Consider the following 15599-nt stretch of genomic DNA (forward strand, 5'->3'; position numbering starts at 1 on the left):
AGCACGCTGCATGGACATGACTCTCTCACGCTCCGGACGTTACTGCGGACACGGGGGCCGGGATGTCACCGAGCACATCGGAGAGCAGCTGCGCGCACCACTGCAACAGGGCCTGGTCGCGCAGCGGCTCGCCGCCGACCCGGCGGGTGTTCGGCCGCGGCACGCTGACCTGGTCGTTCGCGCTCTTGTACACCGAGTCGGGGTGGTACCGCTTGAGCCGCATCTGCTTGGAGTCGGGCAGCGGCAGCGGCGAGAACCGCAGGTGCCGGCCCTGCACCGAGACGTCGGTGAGCCCGTACGCCCGGGCCACCTGCCGGAACCGGGCCACCGCGATCAGGTTCGCCACCGGCTCGGGCGGCTCGCCGTACCGGTCGGTCATCTCCGCGACCACCTCGTCGAGCTGGGCGTTGTCGCGGGCCTCGGCGAGCTTGCGGTACATCTCCAGGCGCAGCCGTTCCACCGCGATGTACTCGGTGGGCAGGTGCGCGTCCACCGGCAGGTCGATCTTGACCTCGGCCTCCTCCTCGGGACGTTCACCCTTGAACGCGCTCACCGCCTCGCCGACCATCCGCACGTACAGGTCGAAGCCGACGCCCTCGATGTGGCCGGACTGTTCGCCGCCGAGCAGGTTGCCGGCGCCGCGGATCTCCAGGTCCTTCATCGCCACGTACATGCCGGCGCCCAGCTCGGTGTGCTGGGCGATGGTGGCCAGCCGCTCGTGGGCCTGTTCGGTGAGCGGCTTCTCCCGTGGGTAGAGGAAGTACGCGTACGCCCGCTCGCGGCCGCGGCCGACCCGGCCGCGGATCTGGTGCAGCTGGGCCAGGCCGAGCAGGTCGGCCCGCTCGACGATGAGCGTGTTGGCGTTCGGGATGTCGATGCCGGACTCGACGATCGTGGTGCAGACCAGGACGTCGAACTCCTTCTCCCAGAAGCCGACCATCACCTTCTCGAGCGCGTCCTCGCCCATCTGCCCGTGCGCCACCGCGACCCGCGCCTCGGGCACCAGCTCGCGCAGCTTGCGCGCCGCCTTGTCGATCGACTCGACCCGGTTGTGCAGGAAGAACACCTGGCCGTCGCGGAGCAGCTCGCGGTGGATGGCGGCGGCCACCTGCTTGTCGTCGTACCCGCCGACGAACGTGAGCACCGGGTGCCGTTCCTCCGGCGGGGTGGCGATGGTGGACATCTCCCGGATGCCGGTGATCGCCATCTCCAGCGTCCGCGGGATCGGCGTGGCCGACATGGTGAGCACGTCGACCGAGGCGCGCAGGGCCTTGAGCTGCTCCTTGTGCTCGACGCCGAACCGCTGCTCCTCGTCCACGATGATCAGGCCGAGGTTCTTGAAGCGGGTGGAGTTCGCCAGCAGCCGGTGGGTGCCGATGACGATGTCGGCGGTGCCGTCGCCGGCCTGTTCCAGGGTCTGCTGCGCCTCCTTCGGGGTCTGGAAGCGGGACAGCTGCCGGATGGTCACCGGGAACTGGTTCATCCGCTCGGTGAACGTGTTGTAGTGCTGCTGGGCGAGCAGCGTGGTGGGCACCAGGATGGCGACCTGCTTGCCGTCCTGCACCGCCTTGAACGCCGCCCGGACCGCGATCTCGGTCTTGCCGTAGCCCACGTCGCCACAGATCAGCCGGTCCATCGGGACGGCCAGCTCCATGTCGTGCTTGACCTCCATGATGGCGGCCAGCTGGTCGGGGGTCTCGGTGTACGGGAACGCGTCCTCGAGTTCGCGCTGCCACGGGCTGTCCGGGCCGAACGCGTGGCCCTTGGACGCCTGCCGGGCCGCGTACAGCTGGATCAGCTGGGCCGCGATCTCACGGACCGCCTTGCGCGCCCTGGCCTTGCTCTTCTGCCAGTCGGAGCCGCCCATCTTGTGCAGCGGGGGCGACTCGCCGCCGACGTAGCGGGACAGCTGGTCGAGCTGGTCGGTCGGGACGAACAGCCGGTCGCCGGGCTGGCCGCGCTTGGAGGCGGCGTACTCGATCACCATGTATTCCCGGTCGGCGCCGTTCACCGTGCGCTGCACCAGCTCGACGTACCTCCCGATGCCGTGCTGCTCGTGCACCACGTGGTCACCGGGCCGCAGTTCCAGCGGGTCGATGGTGTTGCGCCGCCGGGACGGCATCTTGCGCATGTCCTTGGTGGACGCGCCGCGGCCGCCGGTGATGTCGTTGCCGGTGATCACCGCGAGCCGCGCGACCTCGTCGACGAAGCCGTGGTTGAGCCCGCCGCAGGTGACCAGGAGCTGGCCGGGCTCGACCGGCTCGGTGATCGCGTCGACCGGTGTCACGCCCAGCCCGGCGTCCCGCAGCAGCTCGGTGGCCCGTTGGGCGGTGCCGTGGCCCTCGAACACCAGCGCGACGGCCCAGTTGTCCGCCACCCAGCGGGACAGGTCGGCGGTCACCCGCGCGGTGTCGCCGTGGTAGAGCGGCACGGGCTGGGCCGCCAGCGAGACGGCATCGCCAAGATCGGGCGACACCTCGACTGCGGGCGTTGCCAGCCACGGCGTCTCGTCCGAATTGTCCGCAGAAGACGAGGATTCCAGTCCGAACGGCGACACCGTCCACCAGGGCAGGCGCAGCGTCGCGGCGTGCGCGCGCACGTCCGCCAGGCTGTGGAAGGCGGCCGCGCCGACGTCCACCGGGGCGTCGCCGCCGACCGCCGCCGCGGCCCAGCTGGCCTGCAGGAACTCGTCCGAGGTGCGGGTCAGGTCGTGGGCCCGGGTGCGGATCCGCTCGGGGTCGCAGAGCAGCACGTGGGTGCCGGCCGGCATGCAGTCGATCAGCAACTCCATGCTGTCGGTGCCCTGCAGCAGCGCCGGGGCGAGCGACTCCATGCCCTCGACCGGGATGCCCTCGGCCAGCTTGTCCAGGATCTCGGCCAGCTCGGGGTGCGCCACGGACAGCTCGAACGCGCGGGTGCGCACCTCGGGGGTGAGCAGCAGCTCCCGGCAGGGCGGCGCCCAGAGCCGCTCGACCGGGTCGATGGTGCGCTGGTCGGCGACCGCGAAGGTGCGGATCTCCTCCACCTCGTCGCCCCAGAACTCGACCCGGGACGGGTGCTCGTCGGTGGGCGGGAAGACGTCCAGGATGCCGCCGCGGACCGCGAACTCGCCGCGCTTGGTGACCAGGTCGACCCGCGCGTACGCCATGTCGGTGAGCCGGCGCGCCACGTCCTCCAGCTCGGCGCCGCCACCCGCGGTCAGCTCGACCGGCTCGAGGTCGCCGAGGCCCTTGAGCTGTGGCTGCAGCATGCTGCGCACCGGCGCCACGACCACCTGGACCGGGTGCTCGCCGGGGTGGGCCAGGCGGCGCAGCACGGCGAGCCGGCGGCCCACGGTGTCGGACCGGGGCGACAACCGCTCGTGCGGCAGCGTCTCCCAGGACGGGTAGACCGCGACCCGGTCCGGGCTGAGCAGGCAGCCCAGCGCGTCCGCGAGGTCGTCGGCCTCGCGGCTGGTCGCGGTGACCGCGAGCACCGGGCGGCCGGCGCCGCCGGACGCGGCCGGACCGGCCACCGCGGCGACCACGAACGGGCGCAGGGCCGGGGGTGCGGTGAGGTCGAGGGCGTCGGAGTCGACGCCGCCCTTGGCCGCGAGGTCGCGGGCGCGCGTGAGGCCACGGTCGCGCAGGGCGGCCGGGATCAGACCGGCAAGTTGCACGGGAGGCTCTCCTGGGAGACAGTGATGCACGTCGAACTGCCCCGAACGCCGGAACGACGGGGGCTGGTGTAGCCCAGCTTAGTCCGGCCCTGTGACAAGAAATCCGCACCGGCGGTATCGGACATCATGTCCGACATAACCGACGCACCCTGCTGAAGACTCCCCGGACGTTGTGCCAAGACCTGGGGAGGTGGGGCATGCGGGTTCTTCTGCTCGTGTCGGCGTTCAACGGATTGAGCCAGCGCGTCTGGTGTGCGCTGCGCGATACCGGCCACGACGTGGGCGTGCTGCTCGCCACCGGATCGCAGGACATGATCGACGGCGTCCGGGCGGCGGCGCCGGAGTTGATCCTGTGTCCGTTCCTGAAGGACCGGGTGCCGGCCGAGGTGTGGCAGCACTGGCGCACGGTGATCATCCACCCGGGCCCGGTCGGCGACCGCGGCCCGTCGTCGCTGGACTGGGCGATCACCGAGGGCGCGCCGCGCTGGGGGGTCACCGCGCTGCAGGCGGTCGAGGAGATGGACGCCGGGCCGATCTGGGCCACCCGGACGTTCGCCCTGCCGGCCGAGCCGGTGCGCAAGTCCGCGCTGTACGGCGGCCCGGTCGCGGACGCCGCCCTGGAGTGCGTGTTCGAGGTGCTGGCCAAGGCCGCCGACCCGGGGTTCCGGCCGGTGCCGGCGGACCGCGTCCCGGCCGAGGTGCCCGGTGCCCGGTTGCGCCCGCTGATGACCCAGGACGACCGCCGGTTCGCCTGGGACGCGCCGACCGGCCACATCGTCCGCCGGATCCGGGCCGCGGACGGCGCGCCGGGGGTACGGACCGAGGTTGGCGGCCTGGCCGTGTTCGCCTACGACGCGCATCCGGCAGCGGTCCGCGGCCGGCCCGGCGCGCTGCTCGGCCGGCGTCAGGGCGCGGTCCTGGTCGGCACCGGCGACGGAAGCGTGTGGCTGGGCCATCTGCGGGCCGCCGACGGTACCGGCATCAAGCTGCCCGCCACCCGGCTGCTCGGCCGGCGACTGCGCGACGTGCCGCAGTGGCCCCTCCCGCCGGGCACCGAGCCGGAGGGCCCGTCCGCCTACCGTCAGGTGCGGTACCGCCGCACCGGCCGGGTCGGCTGGCTGGCGTTCGACTTCTACAACGGCGCGATGGCGACCGGCCACTGCCGGCGGCTGCTGGCCGCGTTCCGGCACGCCGCCGCGCAGGACACCGCGGTACTGGTGCTGCGCGGCGGCACCGAGGCGTTCAGCAACGGCATCCACCTCAACGTGGTCGACGCCGCCGCCGAGCCGGCCGGCGCCGCCTGGGACAACATCAAGGCGATCAACGCGCTCTGCCGGGAGATCATCACCTGTACCCGGCAGGTCGTGGTGGCCGGGTACGCGGGTGGCGCCGGCGCCGGCGGGGCGATGCTCGGACTCGGCGCGGATCTGGTCGCGGCCCGCCGGGACGTCGTGCTGAACCCGTACTACGACATCGGCCTGTACGGATCGGAACTGCACACGTTCACGCTCCCCCGGCGGGTCGGCGCGGACGCCGCCGACCGGCTGATCGACGGCCGGCTGCCGGTCGGCGCGGAGCACGCGGCGTCGCTCGGCCTGGTCGACCGGGTCGGGCCGCGGGATCCCCAGGCGTACGACGAGTGGCTGGCCGCGCTGGCCGACGAGCTGGCGGACCCACGGGCGGCCCGGCTGCGACAGTCCGCCAAGGCGCGCCGGCTGGCCGCCGAGCGGGTGCCGATGGATGCGTACGAGGCCCGCGAACTCGCCGAGATGAGCCTGGACATGTTCGGCGACCGCTCCGGGTTCGCCGCCGCCCGGCGCGCCTTCGTCGGCAAGGCCAGACCGGTCGCGACGCCGGAGCGGCTGGCCCTCGGGCCGGCCCCGGCCGGGCGGGCCGCGCAGATCGCCCGCCGGCGGCACCAGAACGCGGGCGACCGGCGACCGCTCGTCCGTCCGGCGGTGCCGCTCTCGGCCTGATCCCGCACCGACCGGCCGGACCCCCGAGAGCGGACCGGCCGGCGGCCCACCGCCGCGGCCGACGTCGCGGCGGTGCTTCCTGCGCTCCGTCCCGCATCGCAGTGAGAGGACGTCGATGAGTGTCGTGCAGACCCCGATCGAGGGGCCCGGACACCGCACCACCGCACCCGAAGTGCCCGCGCCGCGCCTGCCGCTCGGCCCGGCGGCACTGCGGGCGTTGAACGGCGCCACCATGGCGCTGCCGAACCGGTACAGCTACAGCGCCTACAGCGTGCTGGCCGGCCCGGCGAGCACCGCCGAGGAGGCCGGCGACCGGGTCCGGATGCGCCGGCTGGCCCGCCGCCGCCCGATCGCCACGCTGCTGATCACGTTGTTCGCCTTCGCGTTCGAGACCACGTTCTTCGCCTGGCTGCTGTCCTCGATCGAGGTGCCGGACCGGGCCCTGCACCCGGTCCTCTACACCGCCACCGTGGTGATGATCGGCGCGACCGCGCTGATCGAACTGTTCCGGCTGATGAACGTGGTGACGCTGTGCCTGGCCACGTTCTGGGCCAAGGACCCGACGCCGATCGTGCCGGACCCGGCGCTGCGGGTGGCGTTCCTGACCACGATCGTGCCGGGCAAGGAACCGGTGGAGATGGTGGAACGCACGCTGCACGCGGCGCTGGCCGTGCGGCACTCCGGGCCGTACCACGTGTGGCTGCTCGACGAGGGCGACGACGACGAGGTCAAGGCCATGTGCGAGCGACTCGGGGTACGCCACTTCAGCCGCAAGGGCAACACCGGGTACAACACCGGGGCGGGCGCGTACAAGGCGAAGACCAAGCACGGCAACTACAACTCCTGGATCCACTCCCACGGCGACTCGTACGACGTGTTCGTCTCGGTGGACCCCGACCACGTGCCGCTGCCGAACTTCTGCGAACGACTGCTCGGCTACTTCCGCGACTCCGACGTGGCGTTCGTGGTCGGACCGCAGATCTACGGCAACTACGACAACGTGGTGACCCGCTGGGCCGAGTCGCAGCAGTACCTGTTCCACTCGCTGCTGCAGCGGGCCGGCAACGGCCGCGGGATCGCCATGCTGGTCGGCACGAACAACGCGGTACGCATCGACGCGCTGCGCTCGATCGGCGGCCTGCAGGACTCGATCACCGAGGACATGGCCACCAGCCTGGTGCTGCACAGCACGGACAACCCGGAGACCGGCCGGCGCTGGCGCTCGGTCTACACCCCGGACGTCCTCGCGGTCGGCGAGGGCCCGTCGTCCTGGACCGACTACTTCAGCCAGCAGCACCGCTGGTCCCGCGGCACCGACGAGGTGGTGGTGCGGCAGTTCGGCAGGCTGATCCGGCGGCTCGGCGTGGGCCGGTCCGTCCACTACGGACTGCTGATGTCCTACTACCCGCTGACCGCGCTGGCCTGGATGCTCGGCGCGCTCAACGCCGGCTGCTACCTGCTGCTCGGCGCGAAGGGCGTGCAGGTGCCGCAGGAGGTGTGGCTGATGCTGTACGTGGACGCCGCGCTGTTCCAGATCGGGCTGTACCTGTTCAACCGGCGGCACAACGTCAGCCCGCACGAGGAGGCCGGCTCCTCCGGGCTCACCGGCATGCTGGTCTCCACGCTGTCCACGCCGATCTACGTGGCGTCGTACCTCGGTGCCCTGCTCCGCCGCCAGGCGGGTTTCGTGGTCACCCCCAAGGGCGACTCGTCCAGCCCGGACCGGCTGCTCACCTTCCGCCACAGCCTCGGCTGGGCGGCCTTCTACGCCGCCCTGCTGGTGATCGCCCCGCTCGCCGGCCACGTCGACGGCGCGATGTGGGTGTGGCCGTTCCTCAACCTCGCCATCTGCCTGACCCCGGCCACGATCTGGCTGTTCACGAGAAGGAAAGCCACATGAAGCCTCGCCCCCGCCCCACTCTCGCCCGCCGCCTGGCGAGCGGCCTGGTCGCGCTGGCGGTGCTCGGCATCGTCGGGTTCGTCAACCGGCCCATGGTCGCCGCCGCGAGCGACGCCTATCACGAGTTCGCCATCAACCGGCAGTCCTACAAGGAGAAGTACGGTCACTGGTCCCGGCTGCCGGTGCCGGACGACTTCCGGATCAACGCCATCCACGCGGCGCTGCTGAACACCGGCAAGGTGCTGATCATCGCGGGCAGCGGCAACAACCGGGACGCGTTCGAGGCCGGCACGTTCCGCACCGTGCTGTACGACCCGGCCACCGAGGCGTTCCGCGACGTGCCCACGCCCACCGACGTGTTCTGCGCCGGGCACACCTTCCTGCCCAGCGGCAACCTGCTGATCGCCGGCGGCACCAAGTCGTACGAGGTGCTGGCGAAGGACATCACGCACGCGGCCGGCGTCCTGAAGCTGAAGAACGAGTCACCGCAGGGCGGCCCGCGGGTGATCCGCAAGGGCACCCGGGTGCGGGCCAAGTCCGGTGCCGTGTACCTGACCCGGACCGACGTCACGCTGCCCGCGGCGACCGCGATGAAGCACGGCGACGAGGTGATGGTGCACGCCGGCGAGGTCGAGGTGTGGGTGGACGCGGAGCGGGCCGGCGACGGCTCGATCGTGTCGGCCCCGGCCCAGTACGTGGTCGAGGGGCTGACCGGCGACGACCGGCGCAACATCTACGGGCTGGCCGACAAGATCACCCGGGAGAAGCAGGAGTACGGCGGCGACCGGACGTCGTACGAGTTCGACCCGCGCACCGAGCGGTACGTCCGGACCGGCGACATGGTGCGGCACCGGTGGTATCCGACGCTGGCCGAGCTGCCCAACGGCGACGTGCTGGCGGTCTCCGGCCTGGACCAGTTCGGCCGGATGCTGCCCGGCGACAACGAGCGCTACGTCAAGGACCAGAAGCGCTGGGTGGACGCGCCGGAGCTGAAGCGGGTGTTCCCCACGTACCCGGCGCTGCACCTGATGGCGGACGGCCGGCTCTTCTACTCCGGCTCGAACGCGGGCTACGGCTCGGACACCGTCGGCCGTACCCCGGGCCTGTGGGACGTCAAGAAGAACGCCTTCCGCGAGGTGCCGGGCCTGCGTGACGCGGGCATGACCGAGACCAGTTCGTCGGTCCTGCTGGCGCCGGCCCAGGAGCAGCAGGTGATGATCTTCGGGGGCGGCGCGGTCGGCGAGTCGCCGGTCTCCACCGCCCGCACCGACATCATCGACCTGCGCGCGCCGAAGCCCGGGTACCGGCCCGGGCCGGACCTGCCCCGCCCGGCCCGCTACCTGAGCACCGTGCTGCTGCCCGACGACGGCGTCTTCACCAGCGGCGGATCGTCCGGCTACCGCGGCGGGCCGTACCGCGGGAAGCCGCGCAGCGACCTGTTCAACGCGCAGATCTACCGGCCCGGCAGCAACGCGTTCGAGAAGGCGGCCGAGTCCACGGTGGGCCGCAACTACCACTCCGAGGCGATCCTGCTGCCCGACGGCCGGGTGGTCACGCTCGGCAGCGACCCGCTGTACGACCCGACCGGCCGCAACCCGGGCACGTTCGAGCAGCGCATCGAGGTGTTCAGCCCGCCGTACCTGTTCCAGGGCGACCGGCCGGTGGTCGGCGACGGCCCGCGGGCGGTGCAGCGCGGCACCACGGTCCGGTTCGCCACCCCGGACGCCGGGCGGATCCGCGCCGCCCGGCTGATGCGCCCCAGCGCGGTCACCCATGCCACCGACGTGGACCAGCGGTCCGTGGCGCTGGACATCACTCCGGTGCCGGGCGGGCTGAACCTGTCCGTGCCGGACCGCCGGGGCCTGGTGCCGTCCGGCTGGTACATGCTGTTCCTGGTCGATGACCGCGGCGTGCCGTCGGTGGCGCGCTGGGTCCAGGTGCGCTGACCATGCCGACTCACGCCCAGCCGTCGCGGACCGGCCGGCGGGCCCGGCTGAGCGCGGCCGTGGCGACCGCGGCGATGGTCCTGGGTGCCGGCCTCCTCGTCGCGGGCCACCGGGACGCGCCGGCCGGCACCGCCGGCCCGGGACCGGGCGGGACCGGCACGCCGGACACCGCCGGCGGTGCGGCGGACGCCGGGGCGCTGACCGGGCGCGCGCTCTACGTCGACCCGACCGGCGCGGCCGCGGAACAGGTGCGCGCCTGGGAGGCGGTGGGCCGGACCGCGGACGCGGAGGTCGTCCGGCGGATCGCGGGCCGGCCGGTCGCCACCTGGTTCGCCGACGACGTCTCCGCGACCCGGGCCGGGCGGCTGGCCGCCGACGCCAACCGGGCCGGGCAGGTGCCGGTGCTGACGCTCTACTTCATTCCGGAGCGGGACTGCGCGGGTCAGTCCGCCGGCGGGGCCGCGGACGGGGCGGCGTACCGGGCCTGGGTGCAGTCGATCGCCGCGGCGCTGCGCGACCGGCAGGCCGTGGTGGTGCTGGAACCGGACGCGGTGGCCCAGGCGGTGCAGGGCTGCCTGAGCGGTCCGGCCGCGGTCCTCGAGCGGTACGCGCTGCTCCGGCACGCGGTGACGACGCTGCGGGCGATCCCCGGCGTGGTGGTGTACCTGGACGCCGGCAATCCCAGCTGGATCCGTGAACCGGACCGGATGGCCACGGCACTGCGCCGGGCCGGCGTGGCCCGGGCGCACGGGTTCGCGCTGAACGTGGCGAACTTCGAGACCACCGCGGCCAACGTGGCGTACGGCACCGCGCTGTCCGGGCTGCTCGGCGGCGCGCACTTCGTGGTGGACACCAGCCGCAACGGCAACGGGCCGGCCCAGATCGGGGCCGGCGACCGGCACTGGTGCAATCCACCCGGCCGCCGGCTCGGCGAGGCGCCCACCACCCGGACCGGGCACCGGCTGGTGGACGCGTACCTGTGGATCAAACGACCGGGCGAGTCCGACGGCGCCTGCACCGACGACGCCCCACCCGCGGGGGTGTGGTGGCCGGAGTACGCCCTCGAACTCGCCCGGTGATCCGTCCGCTAGCCCTTGATGCCGTGCAACGGCGGCACGCGCAGCGTGCGCTTCTCCGCCGTACCACCCAGGATGATCTTGCGCAGGGCGGAGTTGTTCTTCGTGTTCAGCTCGGCCAGCTTGTTGTCCGGGTTGGCCAGCACCTCGACGAAGTAGGTGCCGTTCGGCAGGTCGGTGACCTCGAACGACTGACCCGGCAGGTTCTGCGTGTAGGTGTCGCCGCTGCCCACGTCGAGCACCTCACGCACCGCCACGGCGGTGTTCGCGCCGCACGAGCTGTACAGGTCGGTGTTCTCCGGCCGCCACTTGGCGTTCGGCAGGGTGTAGTCGACCGCGTCCGTGTTGACCAGGCAGAACGCCTCCTTGCCGGAGCGCACGGCCTGGGACTTGTCCGCGTTCAGCAGGTTGTACTGCGCGAAGTCGGTGAAGTGCCAGTGGTTGTGGCCCTCCTGCGGGTCCCACTCCATGGTGCCCGCCTCGACCGAACCGACCTCCTTGCCGTTCGCGTCGAAGAAGTACTGGTACGCGTCCATCAGCTCGGTGCCGGTGCGCCGGAAGCCGTCGACCCGCAGCGGGGAATTGCCGCCGTTCCACACCGTGGCGCCGAAGCTGACGTACCACTTGCCGTCGTCTTCCTTCGCCAGTTCGATGCCGTGCGCGGGCAGCGACCGCAGGTCGGGACGCGGGCCCTTCTTGGGCTCGGCGGCGAGCGTCGCCGGCCGCTTCGCCGGCGGGCGGAACTCCGGGTGGTACGCCGAGACCTGCGCGGCCGCGTCACCCTCGGTGCCGTGCTCCACGTGCTCGACGGCCTCCGCCTGGGTGCCGGACGCTGCCAGCATCCGCTGCTGGGCCACCTCCCGGCCCTTGCCGTCCTCGTCCGGCCGGTCCGTGATGGTGAGGTTGACGGTCACGCTCGCGGCGGACTCCGGCACGTCCAGCAGCTCCCGGTACGCCGGGGTCAGCTTCACCGTGGCCTTGTACTGACCCGGTGCGATGTCGAAGTCGACGTCGCCGCGCTTGTCGAACCGCGGCGTGGTGCGCACCTCGGCGTTCCAGCCGGCCTGGATGCCCCAGACCGCGCCGAGCAGGAACGGGTTGCCGCCGGCACAGCCCGACGGGAACGGGTTGTCGGCCGGTGCGTCCCGGCGGGTCCGGGCCGAGTCCCACGCGTTCGGGCAGAACGAGGTGCTGAACTGCTTGACCGTGGCACCGGCCGCATCGGCGATGGTGACCTCGGTGAAGTCGGTCAGGCCCTCGAAGTCCTTGATCAGGCCCTCCGGCAGCGCCACCGCCTGCCGCTCGCCGTTCTCCCCGGTCACGAACCGCTCCGCCTTGATCGCCTCGGCGTACGACGAGCGCTTCGCCCAGATCTCCAGCGGCTGGTCTCCGGCGATGGCGTGCACACCGAGGTCGAGGGACACGAAGGCCTGACCGTTGTCCCGGACGTACCGGGTCCCGACGGCGTTCGCGGACGCCGCCACCAGGGCGACCGCCGGTCGCTCGTCGGCGGCGTTCGCCACTCCGTAACCGGCTCCGGCAAGCGCCACCGCGGTAGCCACCGCGCCGCCCACCAAGATTCGGGTTCTTCTCGTAGACATACGTTCCTCTCGATCGGTGCGTCGGCACACTAAATCGGGCGGCCTGTGAGGTCCGTGTGAACCGGTATGAGACTTGCCTCAAATCACGCAGGCCGGGAACGCTGCCGATACGATCTGCGGAAGTCGGGACAGCGCTGTCCTCCGCACGTACGCAGAAGGAGCGACCGGTGACCGACGCGAACGGCCACGCTGAGCCAATCCGCAGCGGAAAACCCCAGATTGGAAGCCCCACGGAGCCACCCCGCAGCGGAAAATCGACCGAGGGGCACCTCGACCCGGACGGCCCCGACGCCGCGCTGCGAGCCGACATCCGCCGGATCGGCACCCTGCTGGGCCAGACCCTGGCCCGGCAGGAGGGCCGGCCGCTGCTCGACCTGGTCGAGGAGGTACGCGCCCTGGTCCGCCAGGACGCGCAGGCCGCCGCGGACCGGCTCGCCGCCATGGACGTCACCACCGGCACCAAGCTGGCCCGGGCCTTCTCCACCTACTTCCACCTGGCGAACATCACCGAGCAGGTGCACCGCGCCCGGGACCTGCAGCGGCGCCGCGCCCGCGACGGCGGCTGGCTGGACCAGGCCGCGAAGCGGATCGCCGAGCAGGGGGTCCCGGCCGACGAGATCGCCGCCGCGGCCCGCCGGCTCGCGGTGCGCCCGGTGTTCACCGCACACCCCACCGAGGCCGCCCGCCGCTCCATCCTGTCCAAGCTGCGGCAGCTCGCCGACACACTGGACGCCGAGGCCGCCGCCGCGGTGCTCTACGGCGCCACCGACACCACCGGCTCCACCCGCCGTTTCGCCGAGCTGATCGACCTGCTCTGGCAGACCGACGAGCTGCGCCTGGACCGGCCGGACCCGACCGATGAGGCCCGCAACGCGGTCTACTACCTCAAGGACCTGTACGCCGACGCCGCGCCGCAGGTCCTCGACGACCTCGCCGAGACGCTGCGCCAGCTGGGCGTGGAGACCGCCCCGACGGCCCGCCCGCTGACCTTCGGGTCGTGGATCGGCGGCGACCGCGACGGCAACCCGTTCGTCACGCCCGCGGTCACCCGGGACGTGCTGATGATCCAGCACGAGCACGGCATCCAGGCGTCCGAGAAGGCGATGGACGCGCTGATCGACGAGCTGTCGGTGTCCAAGCGGCTGCGTGGCGTGTCTCTCGACCTGGCCGCCAGCCTGGCCAAGGACCTGGACAGCCTGCCCGAGGTGGCGCCCCGGTTCCGGCGGACCAACGCCGAGGAGCCGTACCGCCTGAAGGTACGGGCGATCAAGGCGAAGCTGGCCAACACCCGCACCCGGCTGCGGCAGGGCACCCCGCACGTGGCCGGCCGGGACTACCTCGGCACCGACCAGCTGATCGCCGACCTGGAACTGATCCGTGCCTCGCTGGCCCGCAACTCCGGCCAGCTCACCGCGGTCGGCGTGGTGGCCTCGGCGATCCGTACCGTGTCCGCGTTCGGCCTGCAGCTCGCCACCCTGGACGTCCGCGAGCACGCCGAGAAGCACCACGAGGTGCTCGCCCAGCTGTACACCCGGGTCGGCGAGGTGGACGACTACACCGCCCTGGACCGGGCCGACCGCACCAAGCTGCTCGCCGCCGAACTGACCGGCCGGCGCCCGCTGTCCGCGCTCGACACGCCGCTCACCGACTCGGCCCGCAAGACCTTCGACGTGTTCCACACCATCCGCGACGCCCAGGACCGGTTCGGTGCGGACGTCGTCGAGTCGTACATCATCTCGATGACCCTGGGCGTCGACGACGTCCTCGCGGCCGCCGTCCTGGCCCGCGAGGCCGGGCTGATCGACATCCACACCGGGCGCGCCCGGGTCGGCATCGTGCCGCTGCTGGAGACCCCGGCCGAGCTGGACGCCGGCGGTGAGCTGCTGGACGAGATGCTGTCGCTGCCGGCGTACCGGGAGATCGTCCGGGCCCGCGGCGACCTGCAGGAGGTCATGCTCGGCTACTCCGACTCCAACAAGGAAGCCGGCATCACCACCAGCCAGTGGTCCATCCACAAGGCACAGCGCGCGCTGCGCGACGTGGCCGCCCGGCACGGGGTACGCCTGCGCCTGTTCCACGGCCGCGGCGGCACCGTCGGCCGCGGCGGCGGCCCCACCCACGAGGCGATCCTGGCCCAGCCGTACGGCACGCTGGACGGCGCGATCAAGGTGACCGAACAGGGCGAGGTCATCTCCGACAAGTACACGATCCCGGCGCTGGCCCGGGAGAACCTGGAACTCACCGTGGCCGCGGTGCTGCAGGCGACGCTGCTGCACAAGACACCGGCCGTGGACCTGACCTCGCTGGCCCGCTGGGACTCCACCATGGACACCGCGTCCGCGGCGGCGTTCGCGGCGTACCGCCGGCTGGTCGAGGACCCGGATCTGCCCGCGTACTTCTGGGCGGCCACCCCGACCGAGCTGCTGGGCGCCCTGAACATCGGCTCCCGGCCGGCGAAGCGGCCGAACGCGGACGCCGGCCTGGGCGGGCTGCGGGCCATCCCGTGGGTCTTCGGCTGGACCCAGACCCGGCAGATCGTGCCCGGCTGGTTCGGCGTCGGCAGCGGCCTGGCCGCGGCCCGCGAGGCCGGGCTCGGCGACGCGCTGCAGGAGATGAACGAGAACTGGCAGTTCTTCCGGACGTTCCTGTCCAACGTCGAGATGATGCTGGCCAAGACGGATCTGAGCATCGCCCGGCGCTACGTCGAGACCCTGGTGCCGGAACACCTGCGGCCGATCTTCGAGCGGATCGAGCAGGAGTACGAACTGACGGTCCGCGAGGTCCTCGCCATCACCGGCGGATCCGGCCTGCTGTCCGGGCAGCCCGAGTTGAACCGGACGCTGGGCGTACGCGACACCTACCTGGAACCGTTGCACCACCTGCAGGTCGCGCTGCTGCGGCAGTACCGGGACCTGGGCGACGGCGACCGGCAGCTGCCGACGGCGCCGGGGTCGAGGCGGCCGCCGTCGGACTCCACGGCGCTGGAGCGGGCGCTGCTCACCACGGTGAACGGCATCGCCGCCGGCATGCGCAACACCGGCTGACCCCGCGGCGGGTGTGTGGAGACGCACGTGCTCCACACACCCCGGGCGGGCACTTCCGCGTTGAAGCGCGCCGCACGCCCAAGGCACGTGTGCATTCGCTCACCGCAACGTCACACGATCCTCAGTACGCCAGGCGCTCTTCAGTACGCCAGGCGCGCTCACCACAACTCCACACGCGCTCTCCGGACGCCGGACTTGTGTGGAACCCGGGCAACCAGCTCACCACGACTCCACACACCCCCGGAGGGCGCCGGCAGCGTGGGGAGCACGGGCCCTCACCGCACCACATCTCCACACGCACCGCAGGGACGCCAGCCGCGTGGGGAACTCGGGCAACCAGCTCACCACGACTCCACACGCCCCAACGGCCGCTTCCAGACCGTGCGGATTTGCGGCAC

Annotated in this window: 7 protein-coding genes; 5 read left to right on the forward strand and 2 right to left on the reverse strand. The window is 72.4% G+C overall.

Features of this window, described 5'->3' with window-relative positions; translation table 11 throughout:
* Positions 1-25: 25 nt before the first annotated feature.
* Complete coding sequence (gene mfd, locus LDL48_RS22770; protein ID WP_225257215.1) at positions 26-3658, reverse strand: transcription-repair coupling factor; 3633 nt, start codon at positions 3656-3658, stop codon at positions 26-28.
* A gap of 197 nt (positions 3659-3855) precedes the next feature.
* Between mfd and LDL48_RS22775 the strand changes: the two genes are divergently transcribed.
* The 4 genes from LDL48_RS22775 to LDL48_RS22790 all read left to right on the forward strand — a co-directional run bounded on the left by LDL48_RS22775 (position 3856) and on the right by LDL48_RS22790 (position 10559).
* Positions 3856-5634, forward strand: a complete 1779-nt coding sequence (locus LDL48_RS22775) for an enoyl-CoA hydratase-related protein (protein WP_225257216.1) — start codon at positions 3856-3858, stop codon at positions 5632-5634.
* Between the two features lie 115 nt (positions 5635-5749).
* Positions 5750-7534: a glycosyltransferase family 2 protein gene (locus LDL48_RS22780; protein ID WP_225257217.1), complete on the forward strand. Its 1785-nt coding sequence runs from the start codon at positions 5750-5752 to the stop codon at positions 7532-7534.
* Positions 7531-9480, forward strand: coding sequence for a radical copper oxidase GlxA (gene glxA, locus LDL48_RS22785; RefSeq protein ID WP_225257218.1), 1950 nt, complete (start codon positions 7531-7533; stop codon positions 9478-9480). Before LDL48_RS22780 ends, glxA begins: the two co-directional genes overlap by 4 nt.
* A 2-nt stretch (positions 9481-9482) precedes the next feature.
* Complete coding sequence (locus LDL48_RS22790; RefSeq protein ID WP_225257219.1) at positions 9483-10559, forward strand: glycoside hydrolase family 6 protein; 1077 nt, start codon at positions 9483-9485, stop codon at positions 10557-10559.
* A gap of 8 nt (positions 10560-10567) precedes the next feature.
* Here LDL48_RS22790 and LDL48_RS22795 read toward each other — a convergent pair whose 3' ends face one another.
* Positions 10568-12118, reverse strand: coding sequence for a lysyl oxidase family protein (locus tag LDL48_RS22795; RefSeq protein ID WP_225257220.1), 1551 nt, complete (start codon positions 12116-12118; stop codon positions 10568-10570).
* 257 nt (positions 12119-12375) lie between these two features.
* On the opposite strand from LDL48_RS22795, the gene ppc reads away from it, so the two are divergent.
* On the forward strand, positions 12376-15201 hold the full coding sequence (gene ppc, locus LDL48_RS22800) for a phosphoenolpyruvate carboxylase (RefSeq protein ID WP_225257251.1): 2826 nt from the start codon (positions 12376-12378) through the stop codon (positions 15199-15201).
* Positions 15202-15599: the final 398 nt, after the last annotated feature.

This window comes from Jidongwangia harbinensis (genome assembly GCF_020216025.1).
GTDB lineage: Bacteria > Actinomycetota > Actinomycetes > Mycobacteriales > Micromonosporaceae > Actinoplanes > Actinoplanes harbinensis.

Excerpts from the sequence above, each read along its gene's own strand:
- LDL48_RS22790 (WP_225257219.1), top strand. The coding sequence starts at position 9,483 with ATGCCGACTCACGCCCAGCCGTCGCGGACCGGCCGGCGGGCCCGGCTG.
- glxA (WP_225257218.1), top strand. The coding sequence starts at position 7,531 with ATGAAGCCTCGCCCCCGCCCCACTCTCGCCCGCCGCCTGGCGAGCGGC.
- LDL48_RS22775 (WP_225257216.1), top strand. The coding sequence starts at position 3,856 with ATGCGGGTTCTTCTGCTCGTGTCGGCGTTCAACGGATTGAGCCAGCGC.
- LDL48_RS22780 (WP_225257217.1), top strand. The coding sequence starts at position 5,750 with ATGAGTGTCGTGCAGACCCCGATCGAGGGGCCCGGACACCGCACCACC.